Origin of the sequence: Pseudomonas sp. PARCl1 (assembly GCF_947311875.1) — a bacterium.
GTDB lineage: Bacteria > Pseudomonadota > Gammaproteobacteria > Pseudomonadales > Pseudomonadaceae > Aquipseudomonas > Aquipseudomonas juntendi.
Window position 1 is genome coordinate 40,253 of record NZ_CAMZMX010000019.1, and the last position, 25,907, is coordinate 66,159.

General features: G+C 61.2%; 21 protein-coding genes. 10 read left to right on the top strand and 11 right to left on the bottom strand.

The window, feature by feature from the left end; translation table 11 throughout:
- Positions 1-67: 67 nt before the first annotated feature.
- The 3 genes from choV to QME24_RS12890 form a co-directional block, all read right to left on the bottom strand.
- Positions 68-1,246, bottom strand: coding sequence for a choline ABC transporter ATP-binding protein (gene choV / locus QME24_RS12880; RefSeq protein ID WP_009682886.1), 1,179 nt, complete (start codon positions 1,244-1,246; stop codon positions 68-70).
- Positions 1,243-2,091, bottom strand: a complete 849-nt coding sequence (choW, locus tag QME24_RS12885; protein WP_172828412.1) for a choline ABC transporter permease subunit — start codon at positions 2,089-2,091, stop codon at positions 1,243-1,245. Before choW ends, choV begins: the two co-directional genes overlap by 4 nt.
- 81 nt (positions 2,092-2,172) lie before the next feature.
- On the bottom strand, positions 2,173-3,120 hold the full coding sequence (locus QME24_RS12890) for a choline ABC transporter substrate-binding protein (protein ID WP_280091683.1): 948 nt from the start codon (positions 3,118-3,120) through the stop codon (positions 2,173-2,175).
- Between the two features lie 450 nt (positions 3,121-3,570).
- Between QME24_RS12890 and QME24_RS12895 the strand changes: the two genes are divergently transcribed.
- From QME24_RS12895 to QME24_RS12910, 4 genes are all read left to right on the top strand, one after another.
- Complete coding sequence (locus QME24_RS12895) at positions 3,571-4,947, top strand: L-serine ammonia-lyase (RefSeq protein WP_009682889.1); 1,377 nt, start codon at positions 3,571-3,573, stop codon at positions 4,945-4,947.
- A gap of 448 nt (positions 4,948-5,395) precedes the next feature.
- Complete coding sequence (locus QME24_RS12900) at positions 5,396-6,502, top strand: GlxA family transcriptional regulator (protein ID WP_009682890.1); 1,107 nt, start codon at positions 5,396-5,398, stop codon at positions 6,500-6,502.
- A 186-nt stretch (positions 6,503-6,688) separates the two neighbouring features.
- Positions 6,689-7,189 carry a sigma-70 family RNA polymerase sigma factor gene (locus QME24_RS12905; RefSeq protein ID WP_054905527.1) on the top strand — a complete coding sequence of 167 codons (501 nt, stop codon included), beginning with the start codon at positions 6,689-6,691 and terminating at the stop codon, positions 7,187-7,189.
- A gap of 97 nt (positions 7,190-7,286) precedes the next feature.
- Positions 7,287-8,240, top strand: coding sequence for a FecR family protein (locus tag QME24_RS12910; RefSeq protein WP_235768338.1), 954 nt, complete (start codon positions 7,287-7,289; stop codon positions 8,238-8,240).
- A 96-nt stretch (positions 8,241-8,336) separates the two neighbouring features.
- Here the strand turns inward: QME24_RS12910 and QME24_RS12915 are convergent, their stop codons facing one another.
- Both QME24_RS12915 and QME24_RS12920 read right to left on the bottom strand, forming a co-directional pair.
- Positions 8,337-8,642: a DUF3630 family protein gene (locus QME24_RS12915; RefSeq protein ID WP_054905529.1), complete on the bottom strand. Its 306-nt coding sequence runs from the start codon at positions 8,640-8,642 to the stop codon at positions 8,337-8,339.
- Positions 8,642-9,889 carry a DUF6861 domain-containing protein gene (locus QME24_RS12920; RefSeq protein ID WP_192441464.1) on the bottom strand — a complete coding sequence of 416 codons (1,248 nt, stop codon included), beginning with the start codon at positions 9,887-9,889 and terminating at the stop codon, positions 8,642-8,644. The genes QME24_RS12915 and QME24_RS12920 overlap by 1 nt, the downstream gene beginning before the upstream one ends.
- Positions 9,890-10,091: 202 nt before the next feature.
- Here QME24_RS12920 and QME24_RS12925 point away from each other — a divergent pair, with 202 nt between their 5' ends.
- From QME24_RS12925 to QME24_RS12940, 4 genes are all read left to right on the top strand, one after another.
- Positions 10,092-10,244, top strand: coding sequence for a hypothetical protein (locus tag QME24_RS12925; protein ID WP_177331340.1), 153 nt, complete (start codon positions 10,092-10,094; stop codon positions 10,242-10,244).
- A gap of 374 nt (positions 10,245-10,618) precedes the next feature.
- Positions 10,619-13,411 (top strand): TonB-dependent receptor, encoded by a 2,793-nt coding sequence (locus QME24_RS12930; protein ID WP_280091778.1) that lies wholly within the window; start codon positions 10,619-10,621, stop codon positions 13,409-13,411.
- Positions 13,412-13,438: 27 nt separating this feature from the next.
- The gene (locus QME24_RS12935) at positions 13,439-16,222 is read left to right on the top strand and encodes a pitrilysin family protein (RefSeq protein WP_280091777.1); all 2,784 of its coding nucleotides are present in this window, start codon (positions 13,439-13,441) and stop codon (positions 16,220-16,222) included.
- Entirely contained in the window at positions 16,219-17,877 is a 1,659-nt protein-coding gene (locus QME24_RS12940) for an ABC transporter ATP-binding protein/permease (protein WP_212624043.1), read from the top strand. The genes QME24_RS12935 and QME24_RS12940 overlap by 4 nt, the downstream gene beginning before the upstream one ends.
- A gap of 117 nt (positions 17,878-17,994) precedes the next feature.
- Here QME24_RS12940 and QME24_RS12945 read toward each other — a convergent pair whose 3' ends face one another.
- Positions 17,995-18,252, bottom strand: a complete 258-nt coding sequence (locus tag QME24_RS12945) for a hypothetical protein (RefSeq protein WP_159412923.1) — start codon at positions 18,250-18,252, stop codon at positions 17,995-17,997.
- Between the two features lie 379 nt (positions 18,253-18,631).
- Here QME24_RS12945 and QME24_RS12950 point away from each other — a divergent pair, with 379 nt between their 5' ends.
- Positions 18,632-20,578, top strand: a complete 1,947-nt coding sequence (locus tag QME24_RS12950) for a zinc-dependent metalloprotease family protein (RefSeq protein ID WP_280091776.1) — start codon at positions 18,632-18,634, stop codon at positions 20,576-20,578.
- Between the two features lie 91 nt (positions 20,579-20,669).
- Here the strand turns inward: QME24_RS12950 and QME24_RS12955 are convergent, their stop codons facing one another.
- The 4 genes from QME24_RS12955 to choX form a co-directional block, all read right to left on the bottom strand.
- Positions 20,670-21,137: a thioesterase family protein gene (locus QME24_RS12955; RefSeq protein ID WP_280091775.1), complete on the bottom strand. Its 468-nt coding sequence runs from the start codon at positions 21,135-21,137 to the stop codon at positions 20,670-20,672.
- Between the two features lie 10 nt (positions 21,138-21,147).
- Positions 21,148-22,113, bottom strand: coding sequence for an L-carnitine dehydrogenase (locus QME24_RS12960; protein ID WP_192441472.1), 966 nt, complete (start codon positions 22,111-22,113; stop codon positions 21,148-21,150).
- A 19-nt stretch (positions 22,114-22,132) separates the two neighbouring features.
- Positions 22,133-23,017 (bottom strand): 3-keto-5-aminohexanoate cleavage protein, encoded by an 885-nt coding sequence (locus tag QME24_RS12965; RefSeq protein WP_054886697.1) that lies wholly within the window; start codon positions 23,015-23,017, stop codon positions 22,133-22,135.
- A 169-nt stretch (positions 23,018-23,186) separates the two neighbouring features.
- Positions 23,187-24,131 (bottom strand): choline ABC transporter substrate-binding protein, encoded by a 945-nt coding sequence (gene choX / locus QME24_RS12970; protein WP_054905538.1) that lies wholly within the window; start codon positions 24,129-24,131, stop codon positions 23,187-23,189.
- Positions 24,132-24,273: 142 nt separating this feature from the next.
- On the opposite strand from choX, the gene QME24_RS12975 reads away from it, so the two are divergent.
- Positions 24,274-25,221, top strand: coding sequence for a GlxA family transcriptional regulator (locus tag QME24_RS12975; RefSeq protein ID WP_280091774.1), 948 nt, complete (start codon positions 24,274-24,276; stop codon positions 25,219-25,221).
- Positions 25,222-25,224: 3 nt separating this feature from the next.
- On the opposite strand, the gene QME24_RS12980 is transcribed toward QME24_RS12975, so the two are convergent.
- On the bottom strand, positions 25,225-25,842 hold the full coding sequence (locus QME24_RS12980; protein WP_280091773.1) for a hypothetical protein: 618 nt from the start codon (positions 25,840-25,842) through the stop codon (positions 25,225-25,227).
- Positions 25,843-25,907 lie beyond the last annotated feature (65 nt).

Consider the following 25,907-nt stretch of genomic DNA (forward strand, 5'->3'; position numbering starts at 1 on the left):
TACGCCCGCTCCTACACTGTGGGAGCGGGCGTGCCCGCGAAAGGGCCGCAACGCGGCCCCAATTGCATCACCCGTGGTTCTTGCCAAGCAGTGCGTGATACAGCTCGGTATCCCCCAGAATCCCCACCAGTTTGTCGTTCTCCTGCAGCACCAGCTTGTTGCCGGTGTGGTAGCGAATCTGCAGCGCTTCACGCATGCCGATGTCCGCATGCACCAGCGTCGGCCGACGCCCCAGGCCTTCCACCGACTGCCCCGGCGCCCATTGCTGCATCTCCAGGCCGTTTTGCCCTTGGCGTGCGCGCTTGATCGAGTTGCCTTCGCCCAGGTCCAGCCACGAGTCGCCGCTCGGGTCGAGGCACACCGAACCATTGACCCGTTTGCAGTTGTCCAGGCTGCGCATCAGGCTGCGGCCGCAAAGTACGTTCAGCGGGTTGGTGTGGGCGACGAAGGTACGCACGTACTCGTCGGCCGGGTTTAGCACGATTTCTTCCGGCTTGCTGTACTGGATGATCCGGCCGTCTTTCATGATCGCGATACGGCTACCCAGCTTCAACGCCTCGTCCAGGTCATGGCTGACGAACACGATGGTCTTGCTCAGTTTGGCCTGCAGGCCCAGCAGTTCGTCCTGCAAGCCCTGGCGGATCAGCGGGTCCAGTGCCGAGAAGGGTTCGTCCATCAGCAGGATGTCGGCGTCCATCGCCAGCGCGCGGGCCAGGCCAACACGTTGCTGCATGCCGCCCGACAGTTCGTCCGGCTTCTTGTTGCGCCACTGGGTCAGGCCCACCAGCTCAAGCTTCTCGTCGACCAGCTTGCGCCGTTCCTTTTCTGGCCGGCCCTGCATTTCCAGGCCAAAGCTGATGTTCTCGCGTACCGTCAGCCAGGGCATCAGGGCAAACTTCTGGAACACCATGGCAATGCGCTTGGTGCGCATCATTTTCAGCTCGGCCGGGGTGCAGTGGGCGATGTCGATGTGCTTGCCTTCATGTTCGACAAACAGCTTGCCGCGGCTGACGGTGTTCAGGCCGTTGATGCAGCGCAGCAGGCTCGACTTGCCCGAACCGGACAGGCCCATCAACACGCAGATCTCGCCCTTCTGGATGTCCAGGTTGGCTTTTTCGACGCCCACCACCAGGCCGGTCTGCTTGAGGATCTGCTCGCGAGTCTGGCCTTTGTCCAGCAGTGCCAGCGCCTCGCGTGGCTTGTTGGAGAAAATGACGTCGACGTCTTCGAAACGAATGATGCTCATGCTTCACCCCTTACCGGCAGTTCCGGTTGCTTGCAGATACGGTCGAGCATGATCGCCAGCAGCACGATCGCCAGGCCCGCTTCGAAGCCCAGGGAAATATCGGCGGTGTTCAGTGCGTTGACCACAGGTTTGCCCAGGCCGTCAGCGCCGACCAGGGCGGCGATCACCACCATCGACAGCGACAACATGATGCACTGGGTAACGCCGGCGGCGATGCTGGGCATCGCATGCGGCAGTTCGATACGGGTGAGCAGTTGGCGGCGCGAGCAGCCAAACGCCTTGCCGGCGTCCATCAGCTCCTGCGGTACGTCGCAGATGCCCAGATAGGTGAGGCGGATAGGGGCGGCAATGGCGAACACCACGGTCGAGATCAGCCCTGGCACCACGCCCAGGCCGAACAGCGTCAGGGTGGGGATCAGATACACGAAGGTGGGTACCGTTTGCATCAGGTCGAGCACCGGGCGCATGGCGGTGTAGAACATGGGTTTGTGCGCGGCGACGATGCCCAGCGGCACACCGATGGCCACGCACACCACGGTGGCGAAGGTCACTTGTGCCAGGGTTTCCATGGTTTCCTGCCAGTAACCCAGGTTGAGGATCAACAGGAACGACAGGGCGACGAATGCGGTCAGCGACCATTTACGCTGGATGAGGTGCGCCAGGGCGGCGAACAGGGCGGTGAGGACGAACGGGTTGAACCAGGTCAAGGCACTGGTGACGCCGTGGATCATGAACTCCAGGCCCTGTGCGATGGCGTCGAAGTAATTCGCGCCGTGCAGGGTCAGCCATTCAACGAACGAGGCGATGTACTGACCCAGCGGTATTTTCTGATCGATAAGCATGATAGCGAGCTTCCACCTGCATAGATTGAACTCAACCCGGGGCAGGCACGGTCCTGCCCCGAGGTAGCGCTATGGCGAATTGCGTTATTGCGTCAGCTTGGCCTTGGCCGCCTCCAGGCCGGGTTTGCCATCCACGGTGGTCACGCCGCCCAGCCAGGTGTCCAGCTTGCCTGGGTTGTCCTTGAGCCATTTCTTGGCAGCGGCCTCGGGCTTCATCTTGTCGTCCAGGACGTAGCCCATCATGGTGCTTTCATCCTTGAGCTCGAACGACAGGTTCTTCAGCAGTTGGCCAACGTTGCTGCACTCCTGCACGTAGCCTTTGCGGGTGTTGGTGTATACGGTCGCCTTGCCGAAGTCGGGACCGAAGTATTCGTCACCCCCGGTCAGGTACTGCATCTTGAAGCGGGTGTTCATCGGGTGCGGTTCCCAGCCCAGGAACACCATGGCTTCGCCACGTTTCTGCGCCCGGTCGACCTGCGACAGCATGCCGGCCTCGCTGGACTGCACCAGCTTGAAGCCGGCGTCCTTCAGGCCGAAGGCGTTCTTGTCGATCATGCTCTGGATGGTGCGGTTGCCATCGTTGCCGGGTTCGATGCCGTAGATCTTGCCGCCCAGCTCCTGCTTGAACTTGGCAATGTCGCTGAAATCCTTCAGGCCTTTGTCATACAGCGCCTGGGGCACGGCCAGGGTGTACTTGGCGTTTTCAAGGTTGGCGCGCACGGTGTCCACAGTGCCGGCGTCGCGGTACTGCTTGATATCGTTTTCCATGGTCGGCATCCAGTTGCCGAGAAACACATCCAGGTCCTTGCCGGTAGCCAGCGACTTGTAGGTCACAGGTACCGAGATCATGGTGGTGTGGGTTTTGTAACCCAGTGCTTCGAGCACAACGCTGGTGGTCGCAGTGGTGACCGTGATGTCGGTCCAGCCGACGTCGGAGAAACGGACCGTCTGGCACTGCTCGGGCTCGGCGGCTTGAGCCAGCAACGGTGCGGACAGCAATGCAACCAGCAACAGCGAGGGTGAACCTTTCATGGGTGGACTCCTGAGATTTTGTCTTCGGGTTCGCGTGGGTCGCCGGACGTTCTGACGGTCCGGTCGACCAGGCCTGCAGAGGGCAGGATGCGTGGCCGTGCTTTACGAGTCGCTTTCGATAATCCTCCACCGCCGGGCAATCGCCTACTGGTAGGGTCGTATCCAGTACGGAACGGGTCGTATCCAGTATGGGCGATGTCGCTTATGGATTTTTCCAGCCCCTCGCCCGCATTTTTGCGTCACCAGGCCGCTGGAAAACGGCGTATCGGGGCCATTCCCCAAGTAAAACCGTGCGGCGCTGCTGGACAAAATGGCGTCGGTTGCAGACGGCGAGAAGGCCGGTAAAAGCCCGATGATGCTGGCAATTCAAGGCGGCCCTGCTTGAGCCTAGCAGCTACCCCGCCGTGCGCATGGCGCGCACAGACAAGCCCAGCAAGAGGTGATTCGGTAATGGCCATCAGCGTGTTCGACCTGTTCAAGATCGGTGTCGGGCCTTCCAGCTCCCACACCGTCGGCCCCATGCGTGCTGGCGCCCTGTTTGTTCAAGGGCTGCGCGAGCGCGGCGAGTTGGAACGGGTACGGCGGGTCGAGGTGCGCCTGTATGGCTCGCTGTCGGCCACCGGCGTCGGCCACGGCACCGACAACGCCACCATCATGGGGCTGATGGGCGAGTGGCCAGACGCCATTGACCCGACCCAGATCGTGCCGCGCATCGCCGACCTGCGCGAAACCAATACCCTCAAGCTGGACGGGCGCCTGCCTGTCGAGTTCGTGTGGGCGCGCGACATGCTGTTGCTGGACGAGAACCTGCCCTACCACCCCAACGCCATGACCTTGATTGCCGAAGGCGAGCAGGGCGAGTTGCACCGTGACACCTATTACTCGGTGGGTGGCGGCTTTGTGGTGGATGCCGCGCAGGCCGCCAGTGGTGTGCTGGATGCCGACCAGACGGTGCTGCCGTACGATTTCAACAGCGCCGCCGAGCTGCTGCAGCTGTGCAAACAAAACGACCTCAGCGTGTCGCAATTGATGATGGCCAACGAAAAGGTCTGGCGCAGTGAAGAAGAGATTCACGCCGGCTTGCGCAAGCTTTGGCAAGCCATGCAGGAATGCGTCAACAACGGCCTGAAATACGAGGGTACGTTGCCCGGTGGGCTCAATGTGCGCCGCCGCGCCGCCAAGCTGCATCGCAGCCTGCAGGAAATCGGCAAGCCCAACGTGATCGGCTCGACCATGAGTGCCATGGAGTGGGTCAACCTGTTCGCGCTGGCTGTCAACGAAGAGAACGCCGCAGGCGGGCGCATGGTGACGGCGCCGACCAACGGCGCGGCGGGCATCATCCCGGCGGTATTGCACTACTACATGCGCTTCAGCGATGAGGTGGATGAGTCCAGTGTTACCGATTTCTTCCTGGGCGCTGCGGCGGTCGGCATCCTGTGCAAGAAGAACGCCTCCATCTCCGGCGCCGAAGTAGGCTGCCAGGGTGAGGTCGGCTCTGCCTGCGCCATGGCCGCTGCCGGCCTTGCGCAAGTGTTGGGCGCGACCCCGGCGCAGCTGGAAAACGCCGCGGAAATTGCCCTGGAGCACAACCTGGGGCTCACCTGCGACCCGGTGGGCGGGTTGGTGCAGGTGCCGTGCATCGAGCGCAACGCGATTGCTGCGGTAAAAGCCATCAACGCGGTGCAAATGGCCCTGCGTGGCGATGGCGAGCACTTCATTTCCCTCGACCAGGTGATCCGTACCATGCGCGACACCGGTGCCGACATGCACGACAAGTACAAGGAAACCTCCCGCGGTGGCCTGGCGGTCAGTGCCATCGAATGCTGATGTTCCAGTAGGCACCCAGGGCCTCTTGGCGGTTGAACCCGGCAAGAGGCCCTCGCGTTTCAAGGCAGCGCAAAATGCCTGCCAATGCTCCTTTATGGTGCGCTCGAATCTGTCAATTGCCGGATGTCGTAATCAGTGTGGGGCTTGTCGGTGACACTAAACAGTGTCGTTTCTGGGCAACTGCCCCATGGCGTGTCACCAAACTGCTCAGCCGTTACCCGCACGGCGCCTAGCACGGCTGTTTGAGACAACTTGGCCAGCACCTCCAAAGCCTATGATTTGCCTGACAAAGGGGTCGTTTTCAGGTTTTTTTGGATGGCCATTCAATTTCAGGCACGGCGTTTGCGTAGGTAATGGTCACCCACCCCCCGGCATGTGGCGGGGGCAATAACAAGAAAATGAGTGCCCGCCTGAGGCACATCCAGCATTTGTGTGAGGAGAAACCGCGATGACGTCCTACACCTCCGGGACCCCGTCCCAGAACCGCACAGCACCCCAGTCCATCGGGTTTCTTCTATTGGACAATTTCACCCTGATTTCCCTGGCTTCGGCTGTGGAGCCCCTGCGCATGGCCAACCAGCTGTCCGGCCGCGAACTGTACCGCTGGCACACGCTGACGGTCGATGGCGGCCAAGTGTGGGCCAGCGATGGTTTGCAGATTACCCCGGACGCGGCCATGCACAGCGCCCCTGCGATCGACACCGTGATCGTCTGCGGCGGTGTAGGCATTCAGCGCACCGTGACCCGCGAGCACGTGACCTGGCTGCAAGCCCAGGCGCGTCAGTCGCGGCGCCTGGGTGCCGTGTGCACGGGCAGTTGGGCCTTGGCCTGTGCCGGCCTGCTCGACGGCTTTGACTGCAGCGTGCACTGGGAATGCCTGGCCGCCATGCAGGAGGCCTACCCACGGGTCAACATGAGTACCCGGCTGTTCACCCTCGACCGCAACCGCTTCACCAGCTCTGGCGGCACCGCGCCGCTGGACATGATGCTGCACCTGATCAGCCGCGACCACGGCCGCGAGCTGTCGGCGGCCATTTCCGAAATGTTCGTCTACGAGCGCATTCGCAACGAGCAGGATCACCAGCGCGTGCCGCTCAAGCACATGCTCGGCACCAACCAGCCGAAGTTGCAGGAAATCGTCGCGCTGATGGAAGCCAACCTGGAAGAGCCGATCGACCTGGACGAGTTGGCGGTGTATGTGTCGGTGTCGCGGCGCCAGCTCGAGCGGTTGTTCCAGAAGTACCTGCACTGCTCGCCGTCGCGCTACTACCTGAAGCTGCGCCTTATCCGCGCCCGGCAGCTGCTCAAACAGACACCCATGTCGATCATCGAAGTGGCATCGGTGTGCGGTTTCGTCTCCACGCCGCACTTCTCCAAATGCTACCGCGAGTACTTCGGCATTCCGCCGCGTGATGAGCGCGTGGGCTCCAACACCACGCAGCAGGTGGCAATGATGCCGATTCCGCAGGCCATGACCTTGTCGCCGCACAGTGGGCCGATGGCGGCCCTGAGCCAGGCGCGCAACGAGTCGACTTTTGCCAGCGTAAGGCTCTGATACCGAGTCGCCTGCTTCGCGGGCACGCCCCACAGGTAAGGTGCAATCCTCGAGACTTGTGCGGTCCCTGTGGGAGCGGGCGCGCCCGCGAAGAGGCCCGCACTGGCAATATAAATACATTGGTTGATAATGATTCTCGACTACGGGTAACATCGCCGCCCCCGAAACACTCTGGCATACCACCCCGTGGCGGACGACAAACTCCAGCTCTACCTGGCCCATCGGGCGGCATTGCTCGACTATGCCGCGCCGATCGTCGGCTGCCGCGCGCGTGCCGAGGATGTGGTGCAGGAAGCCTGGCTGCGCTTCAGCCGGCAGCAGGACGACGCCGACATCCGCCACCCGGCCAGCTACCTGTACCGCATCGTGCGCAACCTGGCCCTCGACCAGACCCGCCGCAGTGCCACCGAAAAGGCCCAGCCTGGCGGCGACGAGATCCTCGCCGAGTTGCCGTCCAGCAGTGCATCGCCCGAACAGGCGGTCACCCAGCAGAACGAACTCAGCGCCATCAGCCGCGCGCTTGAAGAACTGCCCCTGCGCACCCGCGTGGCCTTCGAGATGCACCGCCTGGGCGGTCATACCCTGCAAGAGGTGGCCAGCCACCTGAACGTCTCGGTCAGCCTGGTGCACCAGCTGGTGCGCGACGCCCTCAGCCACTGCATGGCGCGGCTGGAGGATGACCTGTGAAAAAACACCAGGCTGCCGCGTCTTTTGCTGAACGGGGCGACTCTGTGCGACCCTTCGCGGCCTTCGCACCTTCGAGCCCCCAGGAGCCTTGCCCGACATGACGTCAGCAGACCTCATCACCCGTCGCCGCGAGCAGGCCCTGGACTGGTTGCTGCGCTTGCAGCAGGCCCCGCACGATCCGCTGCTGCGCGGTGAGTTCGAGCAGTGGTGCGCGAGCGACGCGGCCAACGCCGAGGCCTATCGCAAGGCCGAGCGGGTCTGGCAGCTCACTGGGCAGCTGGCGCCGACCACCACCGAGCAATGGCCCAAGGCGCCGGTGGTGCAACTACCTGCGCGGCGGCGTCGCTGGTGGCTGGGCGCTGCTGTTGCGGCCTGCCTGCTGATCGCCGTCGCGCCCTCCTTGAGCCTGCGTCTGCAAGCCGACTACCGCACCGCCCAGGGCGAAACCCGCGATATCACCCTGGCCGACGGCAGCGTGGTGCAGATGGACAGCGACACAGCCATTGCCGTGGACTATTCCGGCGGTCATCGCGACGTGAAGCTGCTCACGGGCCAAGCGTTCTTCGAGGTCAAGCCCGACAAGGCCAAGCCGTTCCATGTGCGCGCCGATGCGATCAAGGTGACGGTGACCGGCACCGCCTTCAACGTAGCGCTGCGGCCGGGCAGGGCGGGGGTGGATGTGCAGCATGGCTCGGTGCGGGTAGAAGATGCTGCTGATGGGCATGTGCTCTCGGATGCCCTCACGGCCGGAGAGCGCTTGCGTTATGTCGAGGGCATCGTACAGGTAAAAACCTTCGTGCCTTCGCAGGCAGCGGCTTGGCGTCAGGGGCAGTTGATTGCCGATGACCAGCGCGTAGCAGAGCTGGTGCAGGAGCTGGCGCGGTACATGCCGGGACAGGTGGTGCTGCGCGATGAGGCGTTGGGCAACAAGCGTGTCACTGGCGTGTATGACCTGCGCAAACCTGAGGCGGCCCTGCGAGCGGTGATTCGGCCCCATGGGGGTGTAGTGCGCAGTTATGGGCCTTGGCTGTTGGTATCAGCGAAGCCTTGATGATATAGGGCGCCGCTAGCTAAGAGAGGGGGAGAGAGCCTCGGCGCAGAGAGGGCTCTCTAGAGAATTACATAGTACATCGCACTGCTAGGTAGCCTAACTTTCAAGTTTGATCTTGAAGTCGGATAGTAATACGTCCCCTCTTGAGCTCAAGGACTCAATGGAAACCATCACCGGGAAGTCATCGTAGGTCAGATAAAATCTTTCTTTGTCAATAGTCACCTCCCATACTCTTATGTCGATAGCGTCAGTTTTTTTATCGATGTTGCCATCAAGTAGATTAAGTACTGCTTTTGCATATTCCGGGAAGTCATCCCAATTTATGTGTGAAGTTAAATTGAGGCAGGCTCGCCCAGAGTGCATGGTTTCTATGTTTAAAGCGTCCAGTCTTAGGCTATTCATTAAAATAAGTCTCCACCGCCGGAGCGAGTTGCGCTCTCGATGATTTGCTCAAAAGACTTGCCTTTTTCAACAAGCCATTCAAATGTTGGTCCGAGTTTGTCGCCGTATTTTCCTATGTTGCGCTCGTCAATTGTTTTCAAAAGGTCTGGAGGTGTAAACTCTCTGTACTTTAACTTGATTTTTGTGCGGGAGGAATAGGCGAATTTTGCAATCGCCTCAAGGCTCTCTGTCGAGCCTCTCATTGCGGCTACACGTTGCTGCAGATCGAAAACTTCTCGGACATACAGCTGTCTCAGTGCAGGTAGGTTCCCGAAATCACCATCGGCTCTAAATCGAACGTTCTCCCATTTTGGGGCCTCAAATTCGGTTGATGTCCTGATTTTTGTTAAGGCTTGTCCTGATGGTGGCTGCAGTTCCGGGTGCGACAATATTGCGATCTGGTTCTTGCCTAGCCAAGAGGCTAGTGCGCTGTTTGTCAGTTCAGCCTGGAAATTCAGACTTCTAGAAGCAATGCTTTCCATGCTGTTGGAAATGCCGGAGTTGATCGGACCGCGCAATAGGTAAGCGACTATTGCAGAGAGTAGCAATTGGATCAGTTGCTCCTGTCCTCTGGCCAGTTGGTTGGCGGCTCGGCTTATCATCTCCTCTCGTCGAGCTGCAGATCCTCCGGTTGGATCAAGCCCACTCGGTAATCCATCCTCGGACTGCCAGGCAGTAATAATACCATCTTGAAGTGTGGCTAGGCATTGAGGTGCTCCAAGAAGGAAGTACTCAGTGATTGCTGATAAGCCTAAGCCGACAAGTACGAGATTGCCAACTTCCAGTCCAATAGCGCCTCCGGCAATCGCACCGGGAGCTGCTCCTGCACCAAACGCCAGTGAGCCAGCAGCCCCGCCTACAATGGAACCAATGGCTATGCTGCCTCCAAGAATCATGGATACTTCTTTTGCAAGCGTGCGAAGTATGTCGATTATCTGGTTTATGTTAATCGCTGACCAATGTTGCCTGACTCGCTCTAAAAAAATAGGCTCTGCGCGGTAAAGTGCCTCGCGGACGGCATCAATTCGATCTCCTCCTATGCTCCCATAAGCTCGATCAAATTGATGGTTTAAACGTCGTGTAAATCCATCCCAGCTGTGGGTAGTATCATGCCAAGACGTTTGAATGCCTTGGTTTAACTCGCCAAATTTGGTTTCAAGATTTCGCTCTATTTCGTCCCATGTTGGGATCCTGTTTAAAAAGTCCATTTACTCGATCTTCCTTGTTACATCCAGTTCAGCTAGTTGGGGCCTTCCACACGTTTTGGGTTGGCTGGCATTTTGTTGCCTTGCTTTACATCTGCATGAGTTGACGGGATTATAGTTTCTAGCTGGATTTTGGCGGCTTTTGAAGGGCTCGGCTATAAACGTTACGTTTATCGATGGCCGATCTCGCTGACAGGCTTCGCAGTTGATCGCCGATGACCAGCGTGTGGCTGAGGTGGTGCAGGTGCTGGCGCAATACCTGCCGGGACAGGTGGTGCTGCGCGATGAAGCGTTGGCAACAAGCGTGTCACTGGGGTTTATGACCTGCGCAAGCCTGAGACGGCCTTGCGCGCGGTGATCCGGCCGCATGGTTGAGAAGTGCGCAGTTATGGGCCCTGGCTGTTGGTGCTCGGTAAGCCTTGAGATCAGCGGGGGCCTCCGTGTGTTCACCGTGAGATTTTCAGCGCCTGTGAGATCGAGCGCCGCGCGGGCGGCGCTCGATCTCACAGGCGCCAGAGCACTCAAAACGGGCCCTTCTAAAACCCACCACGATCCCCAAAAAAATAATTTCACAATTTCCTGAAAATTCCCCGCACTGCCCCGTCTTCTCCCTCGCGCGCAACAACTGATATCGATTCGTATTCAATTTTGCTGCCCGGCGACTGTCCGGGGCGGGGATGTGGGATGACTCAAACAACAAGCCGGAAGCCGCGCGGTGCGCGGGGTTGGTCGTTGCGCCTGAAATCTGTGGCGGGGGCCGGGGTGCTCGGCATGTGCAGTGTGCTGGCGATGCTGCCTGCGTCTGCCGAAGAAGCGACCCAGCCAGGTTCGGAACTGGCCCAGGTCCACGCGTTCGACATTCCGGCCCAGAAACTGGCCATCGCCCTGATCACCTTCGGCCAGCAAAGCGGCCTGCAGGTGTCGGTCGACCCGGACCTGCTCGAAGGCCAGCAGTCCACCGCCGTCAGTGGCCATCTGAGCAGCGAGGCTGCGCTGGCGCAGCTGTTGCTGGGCACCGGCATCACCTGGGACTACGAATACGGCACCCTGATGTTTCGCCTGCTGCAGGCCGACAACGGTGCCGTCGAACTGCACAACACGGTGATCCTCGGCGACACCGAAGAGAACAGCTACATGGGCGCCAAGGTCATCGACCGCAAGGCGATCCAGGCCTTCCCTGGTGCCAACGGCGACATCACCACCCTGCTGCAGATGCACCCCAACGTGCAGTTCAGCACTGCGCAGAAGAGCTCCAACACGCCAGGCGAAATCGACCCTGCCGACATCAGCATCAACGGCGCCAAGTTCTACCAGAACAACTTCATGATCGACGGCATCTCGATCAACAACGACCTCGACCCCGGTGCCCACGGCTACAACGAAACCCGCCAGTTCGACTCGGCGCCCAGCCGTTCGCACGGCATCGCCCTGGACGCCGACCTGCTCGAGGAGATCAAGGTCTACGACAGCAACGTGCCGGTCGAGTACGGTGGCTTCAATGGCGGCGTGGTCGATGCCATCACCCGTCGCCCCAGCCACGACCTGCATGGCAAGTTGTCCTACGCCATGACCCGCTCGGAGTGGACGAGCTACCACATCACCCGGGAAAACAAGGAAACCTTCGACACCTCGTCGAACGAGAAGAACCAGCCCGAGTTCACCAAGACCACCCTGCGCGGCACGCTCGAAGGGCACTTCACCGACGATTTCGGCGCCTTGTTCAACTTCTCGCAGAAGCGCTCGTACCTGCCGCTGCGCACCTATGCCAACGGCTACAACAGCCCTGACAACGACAACGAACAGGAGCAGACCCGGGCGCTGGACAACTTCCTGCTCAAAACGTACTGGAACGTCAGCGACCGCCTGACCCTGGACACCTCGATCGTCTACGCTCCGCAGGAGAACACCTACTACCGCGAGGACTACCGCGACTCGGGCTACACCAACATCAATGGTGGCTGGCAGGGCTCGTTCAAGGCCATCTACGAGGGCGACAACGCGCGCTGGACGCAGCAACTGGCGGTCAGCAACCTGTATGCCTCGCGCGACTCCGATCGCAATGAAGAGATCAAGTGGTACTGGTCCGACACCAAGGACTGGGGCAACCCTGACGACAGCAACGCGCGCAGCGCCGAGGGTGGGTTCGGCAGCCTGTACCAGACCCAGCGCAGCCTCGACTACAAGCTCAAGGCCGACTGGCAGACCTTCAGCCTCGGCGCGGCCGCGCATAGCCTGACCACTGGCCTGGAGCTGGGTTATCAGCGGGCGAGCTGGGAACGTGAGGACGACGCCCTGTCGATCACCACCTTGAAGCGCGACAACGGCCTGTGCAGCGGCGGCGACCGCTGGTGCTCGAACGGCCAGTTGCTCAACGGCAACAACCGCCAGTGGGGCTCGGCGATGATGGTCTACGGCGCCGGCGAGATCGAAATGACGCAGAAGAAGTACGCGCTGTTCGCGCAGGACGAGATCGGCTACGGCAACCTCACCCTGCGCCCCGGTTTGCGCTTCGAGGGCGACGACTACATGGAGAAGAAAAGCCTGGCGCCACGCTTTGCCGGCGACTACGACTTCTTCGGCGACCGCAGCACGGTACTGGTGTTCGGTGCCAACCGCTATTACGGCCGCAACCTGTTCAAGTATCGCCTGGCCGATGGCCGCCAGCAGTTCACCTCGCGCTATACCCGCGCCACGCAGACCAGCGATTGGGTCCTGTCCAGCCAGAACAAGAACATGAGCAAGTTCTCCAGCATGGACATCCCCTATGACGATGAATTGATGCTGGGGCTCAACCAGCGCTGGTTCGACACCGAGTTTCAGCTCAAGTACGTCAACCGCAAGGGCAAGGGCCAGATCTACCGCACTCGGCCCTATTACAACCTGGATGCCAAGGATATTCCGGAGGGCTACAGCAAGGACTACTACGCCTACCTCAACGCCGGCACCAGCGAAACCGAGAACCTCAGCCTGACCGTCACGCCGATGCAGCCGCTGCGTTTCAGGGGCACCAGCACCAGTGTGCAGCTGGCCCTGGACTGGTCGCGGACGAAAAGTGGCTACGGCTCGACCTACGAGGCCGGCCTGGACGGTGACGAGCTGGCCGGCAACGATGTGGTGCTCGACGGCAAGCGCATCCCCTACAACGAACTGCCGGGCAGCGATTACAACCGGCCTTGGACCGCGCGGCTGACTACCATCACCGACATCCCCCAGTGGAACCTGTCGATCAGCAACTTCCTGCGCTATCGCGGTGCGTACGACCAGGTCGTCAACCTGGATGAGGACATCGAGGTCGACGGCGAGGTGCTCAGCCGCTACGAGACCGTGGCCACGCCGGCGGCCCCGACCTGGGACATGAAACTGGCCTGGGACATCCCCACCGGCAAGGACCAGGCGTTCTTCGTCAACGTCGATATCACCAACGTCACCGACAAGGTCAACAAGATCACCAGCCGTGAGTCGGTGAGCCTGGTGAGCTACGAAGTCGGCCGCCAGTACTGGCTGGAAGTCGGCTACCGCTTCTGACCCCATAACAACACCGTGGATAACCTGATGAACAAGCTCATCGCGGGCCTGCTCGGCCCGCTGCTGCTCGGCGCCTGCGCCACAGTGAACGAACCCGACGCGCCTCTGCCCTGGGATGCCCAGGTGGTGCATGGCCAACTGGCCAACGGCCTGGCCTATCGCCTGGTGCGCGAACCTTCGCAAACCGGCCGCCTGGACCTGCGCCTGACGGTCAAGGCCGGCTCGGTGGACGAAGCCGACGACCAGGTCGGCGTGGCGCACATGGTCGAGCACCTGACCTTCCACAGCCGCGCCGGCGGCAGCCAGAACCTGCGCCAGCGCATGACCGGCCTGGGTTGGGTGCAGGGCCGCCACTTCAATGCGGTGACCAACTACGAGCGCACCCAATACCTGATCGGCCCGCCCGCTGGCGTTCGCCAGGCCCCGCAGGCATTGCAGGCGCTGGCCGATCTGGCCTTCGACGGTGACTACAACGCCCAGGACCTGGAGCGCGAGCGCCCGATCGTGATCGAGGAATGGCGTGGCGGGCTGGGCGTGGCACAACGCATGAATGAGCAACGCACCGCTTCGCAGCGGGTCGGCTCGCGCTATCCCGGGCACCGCACCATCGGCAACGAAGCGGCAATCCGCTCGGCCAGCCTGGACAGCCTCAAGGCCTATCAGGCGCGTTGGTACCTGCCGAACAACATGGTGCTGTCAGCCGTGGGCGACTTCGATCCGCAGGTGATGCTGGCGCAGATCGAACGGGCCTTCGGGTCGGCCAAGGCTGGTGCAGTGCCGAGCCGTGAGCAGCGTGAGTTGCCGCTGGACGACAAGCTCAAGGTATTCCGCCTGCAGGACCCGCAGTCGGGCAGCAATCAGGTGGCGATGCTGTTCCGCGCCCACGAACCCGACAGCCGCGGCACAACGCGTGCCGCCTTGCGCGAACGGCTGATCGACCGCATGACCCTGGCCGCCATGCTCGACAGCCTGCGCCGCCAGCCGCGCGAGCCTGGTGTGGGCAGCCTGATCGTGCAGAAGACCCTGATCGGCGAGCATTCCAGTGTGCTGGGCGTCGCCGCCAGTGTCCAAGGCCAGGCTCACGCCCAGGCATTGCAGCAATTGCTGACCGAGATCGAGCGGTTGCGCCAGCACGGCTTCACCCAGGCAGATCTGCAGCGCGAGCGCGAACACATTCGCAAGCTGGGCGACAAGACGCTGGCCAACCACGGGCTGCGTACCTTCGAACAATGGGTCGAGCAGCTTAACAATGCTGCCGTGCAGGGCAATGCGCTCAGCGAACGCCAGGCTGTCGCCGAGCGCTATCTTGAGGTGCTGGGTAGCATCGAGCGCGCTGATCTCGATGCGCGCCTGCGGCGTTGGCTCGCCAGTCCGGACCGGGTGCTGCAGTTCAGCGCCGCAGGCAGTGCCGACGTGGTGTTGCCGAGTGTCGCCGAGGTTGAGCAGCAGCAGGCCGAACTGGCCGCTCGCGCACTCAGCGCGCCAGCCCGGCAAGCAAAGGTTGCGCTTGCGCCGCCCAGGCTGGTCATGCCCCCAGCGGTGGGTACTGGCAGCATCGTTGAGCGCAAGGTTTTCCCTGAACAGCAGGTCGAGTACTGGCAACTGAGCAACGGTGATCGCCTGGTCTGGCTCAAGCGTAATGGCCCGGAAGGCAAGTGGTTACTGCAGGTCGATTCGTCCGCTGGCTATCACCTTGCCGGTACCCCGGCGTGGCGCTTGCAGATGGCCGCGCAACTGGCCATGCACAGCGGCCTGCCCGGGATGGATCAGCAGGCTCTGGCAACCTGGCGCCAGGAACAGCACGCCACGCTTGGCTTCGACCAGCAGCCCCAGCGCCTGCAACTCAACCTTGGCGCAGCACCGGAGCAACTGCTGGCGCTGATGCAGAGCTATCGGGTAAGCCAACTGGCCAGCATCGACCCGGAAGTGTTCAGCACCACGCGCGATGCCTTGCTGCAACGCCTGCGCAGCCGCCCGGCTGACGTACGCGGGCTGCAGGAAAGCCGGCAGCGTGTGCTCAAGTACGGCCTCGACCATTGGCGGTCACCGGATATCGACGCCCTTGAACAACTGAGCGCCGAACAGCTGAGTGCCGATTGGAAGCGCCTGGCGGGTGCGCCGGTGACCTATTACCTGATGGCGGACACGGCGCCGGAATCGCTGGAGAAAATGGTCGGTGAACTGCTCGCGACCATCCCGCGTACAGCGCCGTTGGGTAGCCAGCAGGCTTTGCAACAGCCCGGCCAGCGTCGTGATGACCTGGCGATCGCGCTGGAACCGCGTGCCGTTCTGCAAGCCAGCAGCTATCAGCCCCAGGCCTGGAGCCCGGAAGCGGCGGCACGGGTAGCGGTGCTGCGCGATCTGGCCAACCAGCGGCTGAAAGCCCAGCTGCGGGGTGAGGCTGCCGGCGTGTATCGCTTGCGGTTCGAAAGCGAACTGAATGCCGACACCCAGCGCATCGAGAGCAGCCTGAGCTTCACCTGCGACCCGGCGCGGGTCGACGAGCTGTGGGCCATGGCCCAGCAGACGTTGGCCGAGCTGCATCCGGATGCCCAATGGCTGCGTAGTGAGCGCGCCGAGTTCCAGCGCCAGGAGAGCAAACGCCGCGAAGACCCGCAAACCCAGTTCAAGCGCCTGATCCTGAGTGACCGCCGCTGGCATGACCCGCGCTACTTGCAGACTCAGACGCAACTGCCTGAAGCTTTGAGCCTGCCAGCGCTGCAACAGCAAGCGAAACAGCTGTTCCCTCGTGCTAATCAGGTGCAACTGCGCGTGCTGCCATCGCCTGCGGCGTTGGAGCAGGCGATGTGAAAACCCTGCGTACGTTCTATCGCCTGAGTCGCCCGTTCTGGGCCAGCCGCCGGCAATGGCCAGCCTGGCTGATGCTGGCAGCGGTGATCGGCCTGGGGCTGCTGGTGGTGCAGATCAATGTGCTGATCAACAGCTGGAGCAAGACCTTCTATGACACCCTGGCCGCGTTCGACACGGCGGGGCTGTATGGCCTGGTCGGCGAATACGCGCTGTACCTGGGCAGCTATGTGCTGATCATCGTGGCCATGGACTACATCCGCAAAGGCCTGGAGTTGCGCTGGCGCCAGGCGATGACCGGGCGCCTGACCGACACCTGGCTCGCCGACCAGGCGTTCTACCGTCTGGGGCTGACCGGCGAGCCGGACAACCCCGACCAGCGCATCGCCCAGGACATCGATCTGATGGTCGGCCTGAGCATCGAGCTGGTGGCCTCCCTGGTGATCAACCTGGCGCAGGTTGGCGCGTTCATGCTGATCCTGTGGAACCTGTCGGGTGTGCAGACTTTCAGCCTGTTCGGCGAGACCTTCACGGTGCATGGCTATCTGGTGTGGATCGTTCTGGCCTACACCTTGGCCGGCAGCCTGCTGACGCACCTGATCGGCAGGCCGCTGCATGCACTGAACTACGAGCGTGAGCATCGCGAGGCCGATTTTCGCGCAAGCCTGCTGCGCAAGCGCGACCATGCCGAGCAGATCGCGCTGTACCGGGGCGAGGCCGTCGAGCGCGAGCACCTGGCCACGCGCTTTCGCGCCATCGCCGACAACTGGCGGCAGCTGATGGGGCGCGAGCGCAACCTCAGCCTGTTCACCGTCTCCTACGAGCGTCTGAGCCTGATCATCCCGGTGTTCGCCGCGTTGCCAGCGTTCATGGCCAAGACCATCACCCTGGGTGGGCTGATGCAAATCCGCAGTGCCTTCAACGCTGTGCACGGCTCGCTCAGCTGGTTCATCAAGCTCTATCACAAGCTGGTGCGCTGGAGTGCGGCATTGCAGCGGCTGGAGCAGTTCGAGCAGGCGATTGCCGCGAGCCGCCAGCAAGTGCTTGCGGCGCCACAGGGGCACTGCCTGTGCACCCAGGGGCTGACGCTGTGCAAGCCTGATGGTGGTGTGCTGCTGGAAACACTCGACCTGCGCGTCGGGCAGGGCGAATGGGTGCGCCTGGGTGGACGCAGCGGGCTGGGCAAGTCGACCTTGCTGCGGACCTTGCAGGGGCTGTGGCCTTACTGCCTGGGCGAGTGGCAGTTGCCGCCGGGGCGCAGCTTGCTGTTGCCGCAGAAGCCTTACCTGCCGCGCATGAGTTTGCGTGGGTTGTTGGCTTATCCACAGTTAGTGGTTGGGGATGACCGATTGCTGCTGGAGGCATTGTCCAAAGTCGGGCTCAGTGGCCGCTTGGATGACGAGCAGGAGTGGGAGCGGGTGTTTTCAGGGGGCGAACAGCAGCGGCTTAGCCTGGCGCGGGCGCTGGTGTATCGGCCGGATACCTTGTACCTGGATGAGGCGACCAGCCAGCTGGATATCGAGAGTGCGCGGTCGTTGCTGGAGATGCTCAGGCGGGAATTGCCGGGGTGTACGGTGGTGGGGGTGACTCATCAGCAGGGGTTGGCACGGTTGTTCGACCGGACCGTTGAGCTGGAGAAACTGGCCGAACCTGCGTAAGCCTGTACTGGCCTCTTCGCGGGGCAAGCCCGCTCTTACAGGTTATCCACCCGTCCACGGATGGTGATTTCCCTGTAGGAGCGGGCTTGCCCCGCGAAAGGGCCGGAACTGGCGAAATCAGGCGCGGCGGCTGAACTGGGCCAGCGCCGGCAACAGCTGCTTGTCGATGGCCTGGCGAACCGCCGGCAAGATCGTCGCGCTACCGGTGTACATCTGTTCGACCATGCCCTTGAGCGCCCGCGCATTGGGCTCGGTCAGCCCGCGCACCACCGCTTCGCAGGCCTGCTCGGCACTGGCCCCGGCGGGAATGTCGAACCCGCGTGCGCGCAGGTGGCCTGCCAGGTCGTCCTGGTCTATCAAATCCGCATGCATCATGGCTGTTGTCCCTTTTATCGCTAAGAGAGTGCTGCTGTGATTTACGACCGATTCTGTGTCTGCAGCGACACGCCCGCAAGGGCAGAATGTCGCAATGGCTGGTTTGGCTAAGAACAGGTCGCTCCCGGCTAATTGCAGGTGCCGGGAAGCCAGCAGACTGCATCCATTCACGGTCCACGAGGGTTTGGTCACCCTCAATCATGCACAGTGGATGTTGCTCGCTCTTGGCCCCGGATGCTCACGGCTTTCCGGGGTTATTTTTTTGTTTTAAACCAACTGCGTGTTCCTGCACATCCATCCACCTGGCATTTCTGTCAGGTGACAGTAAAGCTGGGGTAATGATCTGCTGAGGGTGATGAATGTCCTCAGGAGCGGCAATGTGAAAACGGCAATCTGGAACAGGATTCTGCTGGCTTCAACAGTGATGTTTTTTGGGGGCTGTTCGTCCTCTGGTCCCACCGTCACTGCAGCCACAAGTACCCCAGCCCAACTGTTCACCCTAGAACCCACCCCTACGCGCAAGGGCCTGCTAGACACGGCTAGCGGCAACCTGGCCACATTGCTGGCCGACCCTGCGAACGCAGAGTTTACGCTGGTGAAGATCAACCCGGCACTTATCAGCCAGCAAACGCAGGATTTGGCGGTGAGCTTACCGGACGGTAAAACCGCGCAGTTTCATTTACGCGATTTCACCACCATCACACCGGGTATTGACGGTTGGGTGGGCTACAAGCCGTCGGCATGGAAAGCGGCCCATGCGGCATCTGCTTCGGAGATCGAAAACGATCCGCTTTACTACCTCTCTTTGGTGCGTGAGGGTGACAAGTTGGCGGGCCGCGTAATTGTCGAAGGGCAGCGTTATCGGCTGGATTCAATCGGCTCGGGTCAGTATGTGCTGATCAAGGTTGATGAATCCAAGCTTCCTGCGGAAGGCGAACCCCTCGTCGACCCAGCAGGGCAGGCGCTCGATGAAACCCAAGGGAAAGTTCCGCAGTCCGCGCACAGCACAATACGCGTGATGTTTCTGGCCACTGATCAACGAAGGGCCAAAAGCCCCTACTATCGGCTTGAACTCGCCCTGGCGCTTTTCACTGCTAACCAGTACATGAAAAACAGTGACGTGCAGATCACATATGAACTGGCCGGCTTTTTTGATGAGCCTTACGACGAAACCGGAAGAGATTACAAACAGCAACTGAATGATATCCGTCTAGCCCAACCGTTCGCGGGGAATGTCTTGCGCAGGAGAGAGGCGTTGGGAGCGGATATGGTGTCGATGTATTCTACAGCGACTGCGCTATGCGGTCAGGCCTGGCTTGCGTCGAGTAAAGCCCGGGCTCACTCGGTCATTAGTTGTACCGACGCGCTTGCTCACGAACTCGGTCATAACTTGGGCGCCAGCCATAACTGGAAGGAAGGTAAGGAGGAGGGCGATCCGCCCTATATGTATGGCTATCGATATACAGGATCGCCCAGGTTCCGCACGCAGATGTCGTACGGCTGCTCGCCAACGTGCCCGGGCGTTGCGTACCACTCAAACCCTCGGCTGACGTATCAGGGCATTCCTCTTGGGACTGAGGCACATCATGATGTCGCGCGCCTCTTTAACGAACGCAGGGAAACGGTAGAGAATTTCTATCCCGTGCCGCTTGCGCCACCTATGGAGTTGGAATTCTACCCCGAAAAGAATTTTTCTGGGCGCCATTGCAGCCTAGAGTTTCTCCCCAATGACATACGCCCCAACTGCAATGAAGTACATTCGGTTAAAGTTCAGAATTTCAAAGCTGGAATGAGGTTGTGTTTCTACGCCACCGATTTTGACTATGCCTGTTACCGCGGGTCTTACACGGGCAACTTTCAGGTGGCGGACCTTGATGCATCAGGCACATTGCCTGATGGGCTGGGGCGAGAAAGCCTTCCTGGTCATGAACCGTTGATCGGAAAAGTTCGAAACATCGTGTACACTCTGGACACTTCCGTAACTATTAAACTTTATTCTCTCGCAGACTATCAAGGTGATACCTGTACGTTTCGCCTGTACCAAGGCAAGGTGGCCAATATTTCAGATTTTCCAGGATGCGACGTAGTAGCCGGCGGAAAATCACGCTCCGCGAAGGTGTATGCTTTCCCCGGGGCTAATACCAAGCTTTGTTTCCTTAACGCCGACGACCGTCGAAGTCTTTGCTTCACAGGTAGCTATAAGGGCAACTTCCAGATCAGAAATTGGGACGAGGGCAGTGGCTTGCCGCCAGGGCTTGTTCGCACTCGTGCAGGAGGTGGTTACATGAACGGCTCAGTGCACCGCGTTTCCTTCGGCATGCAATAGCCCAGGTTGGGTACCCGCTGCTTGGAGGTCGTACCAGTGCAGACGAAATCAAATAGTAACCCGTCTGCGCTGGTTTGGTAGCTGCTGCCGTTCAAGATAACGTGATTTGGCGGCCTACGAAGGAAGCTGCCGCCTGGTCGTGTTGGTCATGGAGCAGCTCTTGGAGTATCTGAATGCTTATTGGGCTGAACGGTGCGGCTTTAGGCCCTGCCAGGTCGACGTGCAGCAGCATCTGCTCGCTAGCCGCCAATACTCCGTCGAATCCCTTCCTATGCAGGCTGTGGTAGATGTGTAGGCGCTTTTGATCAAAACCGACGATCTGCGTCTGCACCCACACCTCGGTGCCAAGCTTCACCTCATGCAGGTAGTTGATGTGCGCCTCCAGGGTGAACAGCGAATGCCCACTCTGCCCCCGGCTGTCGGCATCCAGGCCGATGCGCTCCATCAGCGCATCGGTGGCATAGCTGAACATCAGCAGGTAAAAGGCATCGCGCAGGTGCCCGTTGTAGTCCACCCAGTCCTCCTGGACTGGGGTGCGATAGATGATCAGTGCGGGCATTGGGGGCTCCTCATTCGCCGAACGACATGCCGTGCGTTTGCTTGCTGCTCTTTACGGCTTCAAGCACTGCAAGCAGGGTGTCATCACGATAGCGTTCCAGTGCGGCAATGCTGCGTTCACCCAGTTGCGCCGAGGTGCCGTCCACCACATCGTCGATCAGTTTGTCGGTCAGTTCCGGTGCGGGCAGGTAGGTCCACGGCAGTTTCAGCGCCGGGCCGAACTGCGACATGAAGTGGCGCATGCCTGCATCGCCACCGGCCAGGGTGTAGGTGAGGAAGGTGCCCATGAACGACCAGCGCAGGCCGGCGCCGAAGCGGATTGCGTCGTCGATTTCGCCAGTGCTGGCCACGCCATCGTTGACCAGGTGCAGGGCCTCGCGCCACAGCGCTTCGAGCAGGCGGTCGGCGATGAAACCGGGGACTTCCTTGCGCACATGCAACGGGCGCATGCCGAGGGCGGTGTAGATGGTCCTGGCGGCTTCGATGGCTTCAGGTGCGGTGCGGTTGCCGCCGACGATCTCGACCAGCGGCAGTAGGTATACCGGGTTGAACGGGTGGCCGACCACGCAGCGCTCGGGGTGAGTGGCCGATTCGTAGAATTCGCTGGGCAGCAGGCCCGAGGTGCTGGAGCCGATGATCGCATCGGGCTTGGCGGCGGCGCTGATCTTGGCGTGCAGGTCGAGCTTCAGGTCCAGGCGCTCGGGTGCGCTTTCCTGGATGAAGTCGGCGTCGCGCACGCATTCTTCGATGGTGGCCACGAATCTCAGCCGGCTCTTCGATGCACCTGGCGCCAGGCCTTGTTTCTCCAGTGCCGGCCAGGCATTGGCGATACGCTTGCGCAGGGCTTGCTCGGCGCCGAGGGCTGGGTCCCAGGCGACCACGTCCAGGCCATGGGCCAGGGCGCGGGCGACCCAGCCGCTGCCGATCACGCCGCTACCCAGGGCGGCGAAGGTCTTGATCTCGGTGATGAAGGGCATATTGGTCTCCTGAGTGGGATCAGCGGCGCTTGAGGTTCATTTTTTCCCGGCCTTCTGCCGGGCTGAGCACGCGGCCACCCATGCGGGTGATGATTTCGGCAGCGCGTTCCACCAGCTGGCCATTGCTGGCCAGCACGCCACGGTCCAGGTACAGGTTGTCTTCCAGGCCCACCCGCACGTTGCCGCCAAGCAGCACGGCCTGAGCCGCCATCGGCATCTGCATGCGGCCGATGCCGAAGCCGGCCCAGGTGACGTTGGCCGGCAGGTTGTCGACCATGGCCTTCATGGTGGTGGTATCAGCCGGCGCGCCCCACGGGATGCCCAGGCACAGCTGGAACAATGGGTCTTCGAGCAGGCCTTCTTTCATCATCTGCTTGGCGAACCACAGGTGGCCGGTGTCGAAAATCTCCAGCTCGGCTTTCACACCCAGCTCGGTGATGCGCTTGGCACCGGCGCGCAGTTGCGCGGGGGTGGAGACGTAGATGGCGTTGCCGTCGCCGAAGTTGAGGGTGCCGCAGTCGAGGGTGCAGATTTCCGGCAGCAGGGCTTCGACGTGGGCCAGGCGCTCCAGCGGGCCGATCAGGTCGGTGCCGGGGCCGAACTCCATCGGCGATTCGCCCGGGCCGATTTCCAGGTCGCCGCCCATGCCGGCGGTGAGGTTGACGATGATGTCGACGTCGGCTTCGCGGATGCGCTCCATGACTTCGCGGTACAGCGCCACGTCACGGCTGAAACGGCCGGTCTGTGGGTCGCGGACGTGGCAGTGGACCACGGTGGCGCCGGCTTTGGCGGCTTCGACGGCGGATTCGGCGATCTGTTTCGGGGTGACCGGGACCAGGTGGCTTTTGGCGACCGTGTCGCCAGCGCCGGTAAGGGCGCAGGTGATGATGACGTCGTGGTTCATGGCTTTGTTCCTTGTGTTGTTTGTGCTGGCCCTTTCGCTTGTAGGAGCGGCCTTGTGTCGCGAAAGGGCCGCGAAGCGGCCCCAGATTTCAGCAGCGCGCACAAATCCTGGGGCTGCTGGCGCAGCCCTTTCGCGACACAAGGCCGCTCCTACAGGCGAAGAGGCCGGATCAGTTGGCGGTGAGCTTGAGGTTGTCCGCAGCCGGCTTGCCGTCAAAGGTGGTCACACCCTCAAGCCAGCGGGCTTTGTCCTCGGGGTGGTCCTTGAGCCACTGGCGGGCCGATTCCAGTGCGTCCTTGTGGTCGAGCAGCGGCTGCATCATGCGGCTCTCGTCCTCGGCGCTGAATTTCAGGTTGGCCAGCAGGCGGTTGGCGTTGGGGCAGCGTTCGGCGTAGTCCGGCGCGGTCACCGTCCACACCGTGGCTCGGCCTTCGTCCGGGCCGAGGGCGTCCTGGCTGTCACCCAGGTAGGCCATGTCGATGTTCACGTTCATCGGGTGCGGTGCCCAGCCGAAGAACACCACGGCTTCCTTGCGCCGCACGGCGCGGTCGACCGCGGCGAGCATGCCCGCTTCGCTGGACTCGACCAGCTGGAATTTGCCCAGGCCAAACTGGTTCTTGGTGATCATGGCCTTGATCTGCGTATTGGCCCCCGAGCCTGGCTCGATGCCATAGATCTTGCCGCCCAGTTCCTTTTCGAACTTGTGGATATCGGCAAAGGTTTTCAGGCCCTTGTCATACAGGTATTTCGGCACGGCGAGGGTGGCGCGGGCGTCTTCCAGGCTTGGCTTGTCGAGCACCTTGACCTGCCCGGCGTCGACGAACGGGGTGATGGTCTGGGTCATGATCGGGTTCCAGTAACCCAGGAACATGTCCAGGCGCTTGTCGCGGATGCCGGCAAAAATGATCTGCTGCGAAGCGCTGGTCTGTTTGGTCTGGTAGCCCAGGCCATCGAGCAGCACCTGAGCCATGGCGCTGGTGGCAATGACGTCGGTCCAGTTGACCACGCCCAGGCGGACGTTCTTGCAGGCCGCGGGTTCGGCGGCCAACAGTGGGGAAGTGGCGATGCTGCTCAGGGCAAGGGTCAACAGGCTGCGGCGGATCAAGCTGTGCATGGTGGCTCTCCATCGGCAGTGCATATTGTTATAGGGTTCGGTCTCTCTGGGCCGTGTGAATACGCTACGCTGGCGCCATCTTGCCCAAGCGCACGCTAGCGACAGGAATTAGCACCTGGGCGACCAGTTTCTGTGGAGGGGGATGATGGAGACGATTGCCTTTCTGTTGGTGCCCGGTTTTTCCGCCATGGGGTTCATTTCCGCGGTGGAACCACTGCGGGTAGCCAACCGTTTTGGCGGGCCGTTGTACCGGTGGCAGGTGCTGAGCCTGAACGGTGAGGCGGTGCTGGCGAGCAATGGCATGTCCATCAATGCCGATGCCGCTCTGGGGGAGGGCGCGCCGCCCGACATCCTGCTGGTGGTTGCGGGCTTCGAACCACTTGCCAATGTCGCACCCAAACTGTTGCATGCGCTGCGCCGGCTCAACCATGACGCTGTCATGCTTGGGGGCATCGACACCGGTGCGATGGTTTTGGCCGAGGCGGGGCTGCTCGAGGGTTACCGGGCGACGTTGCATTGGGAGGCGCTGGAGGCCTTCAAGGAACGCTATCCAGGTCTTCAGGCCACCCAGGAGCTGTTCGAGATTGACCGCAGCCGCATCACCTGCGCAGGCGGAACGGCCTCGATCGATCTGATGCTGTACTTGATTGCCCAGGCTCATGGCAGCGAACTGGCGGTGAAAGTGTCCGAGCAGTTCGTGCTGGGGCGTATCCGTCAGCGCCAGGACCACCAGCGCATGCAGATCGGCGCGCGTTACGGCATCAGTAACAAGAAGCTGATCCATGCCATTGGCGAAATGGAAAAACACTTCGAGCCACCACTGACCACGCTGGATCTGGCAGCCGCGATCAAGGTCACGAGGCGTCAACTGGAGCGGTTGTTTCGCATACACCTGGATACCACACCCAGCAGTTTCTATCTCGCGTTACGGCTGGACAAGGCGCGTCAGCTGTTGGCCCAGACCGACATGTCGGTGACCCAGGTCAGCATTGCGTGCGGGTTTGAACTTCCATCGTATTTTACGCGGCGCTACAAGCTGAAGTTTGGGCGGTGCCCGCGGGAGGAACGTCGGCCGGGCGGCCCCAAATGAGCTTCACTCAAGCTCGCGCTTGAGAATCGCCCTCAGTTTTTCCCGGTTGCTCGCTTGCAGGTCCTTGCGAAGCGGGGCAAAACCTTCTGCATTGAAGCGTGCACCCAGATGGTCGAATGTCAGGTTCAACTTTCGGGTGGGCTCGACCGGGTCGGTAACGCAGTAGGTATAAAACAGGATCGCCACCGGAACCTGGTCACCTTCATGGTCCATTTCGATACTTAGGTGTGAAGAAGCGTTCATGACGGTGAATTTACGTGCACCCGCCGACTGCAGGGCGTTTTGAATATTTTCTTCCAGGCTTTTGAACCAAGGCCCTTTGACGCGCAGTGGCGGTAGAAAGCCATTGTATACATCGCTGAGCGCAAGCAAGTGCGGCTCATACACAATGGTTTTGTGTGTATGTTCACACAGGCTGAATTTCAATGATTTCAAGGTGGCGAGGGCGTGCGCGAACCATTGCCGAGGCTGGGTCTCCATCGAGTAGCTTTCATTGGCCAATGCTTGTGAATGACGCAGGCAGAGCTGCAAATCTTCCCATGTCTCGAGTGTCAGCCAGGGGGCAGGCTTTATTCTTAGCCGCTCCTCGAATATTCGGGTGTCCAGGCTTGTATCGCTCATGTGGCATAGTTCCTCGATGGCTGCACATGACCAGAACCGGGTACCAGCACCTTCTGGTACCCGGC

What these genes read in the sequence shown, in the direction of transcription:
- choV (WP_009682886.1), bottom strand. Translation starts at nt 1,246, where the DNA reads ATGAGCATCATTCGTTTCGAAGACGTCGACGTCATTTTCTCCAACAAG.
- QME24_RS12890 (WP_280091683.1), bottom strand. Translation starts at nt 3,120, where the DNA reads ATGAAAGGTTCACCCTCGCTGTTGCTGGTTGCATTGCTGTCCGCACCG.
- QME24_RS12895 (WP_009682889.1), top strand. Translation starts at nt 3,571, where the DNA reads ATGGCCATCAGCGTGTTCGACCTGTTCAAGATCGGTGTCGGGCCTTCC.
- QME24_RS12900 (WP_009682890.1), top strand. Translation starts at nt 5,396, where the DNA reads ATGACGTCCTACACCTCCGGGACCCCGTCCCAGAACCGCACAGCACCC.
- QME24_RS12910 (WP_235768338.1), top strand. Translation starts at nt 7,287, where the DNA reads ATGACGTCAGCAGACCTCATCACCCGTCGCCGCGAGCAGGCCCTGGAC.
- QME24_RS12915 (WP_054905529.1), bottom strand. Translation starts at nt 8,642, where the DNA reads ATGAATAGCCTAAGACTGGACGCTTTAAACATAGAAACCATGCACTCT.
- QME24_RS12920 (WP_192441464.1), bottom strand. Translation starts at nt 9,889, where the DNA reads ATGGACTTTTTAAACAGGATCCCAACATGGGACGAAATAGAGCGAAAT.
- QME24_RS12935 (WP_280091777.1), top strand. Translation starts at nt 13,439, where the DNA reads ATGAACAAGCTCATCGCGGGCCTGCTCGGCCCGCTGCTGCTCGGCGCC.
- QME24_RS12945 (WP_159412923.1), bottom strand. Translation starts at nt 18,252, where the DNA reads ATGATGCATGCGGATTTGATAGACCAGGACGACCTGGCAGGCCACCTG.
- QME24_RS12955 (WP_280091775.1), bottom strand. Translation starts at nt 21,137, where the DNA reads ATGCCCGCACTGATCATCTATCGCACCCCAGTCCAGGAGGACTGGGTG.
- QME24_RS12960 (WP_192441472.1), bottom strand. Translation starts at nt 22,113, where the DNA reads ATGCCCTTCATCACCGAGATCAAGACCTTCGCCGCCCTGGGTAGCGGC.
- QME24_RS12965 (WP_054886697.1), bottom strand. Translation starts at nt 23,017, where the DNA reads ATGAACCACGACGTCATCATCACCTGCGCCCTTACCGGCGCTGGCGAC.
- choX (WP_054905538.1), bottom strand. Translation starts at nt 24,131, where the DNA reads ATGCACAGCTTGATCCGCCGCAGCCTGTTGACCCTTGCCCTGAGCAGC.
- QME24_RS12975 (WP_280091774.1), top strand. Translation starts at nt 24,274, where the DNA reads ATGATGGAGACGATTGCCTTTCTGTTGGTGCCCGGTTTTTCCGCCATG.
- QME24_RS12980 (WP_280091773.1), bottom strand. Translation starts at nt 25,842, where the DNA reads ATGAGCGATACAAGCCTGGACACCCGAATATTCGAGGAGCGGCTAAGA.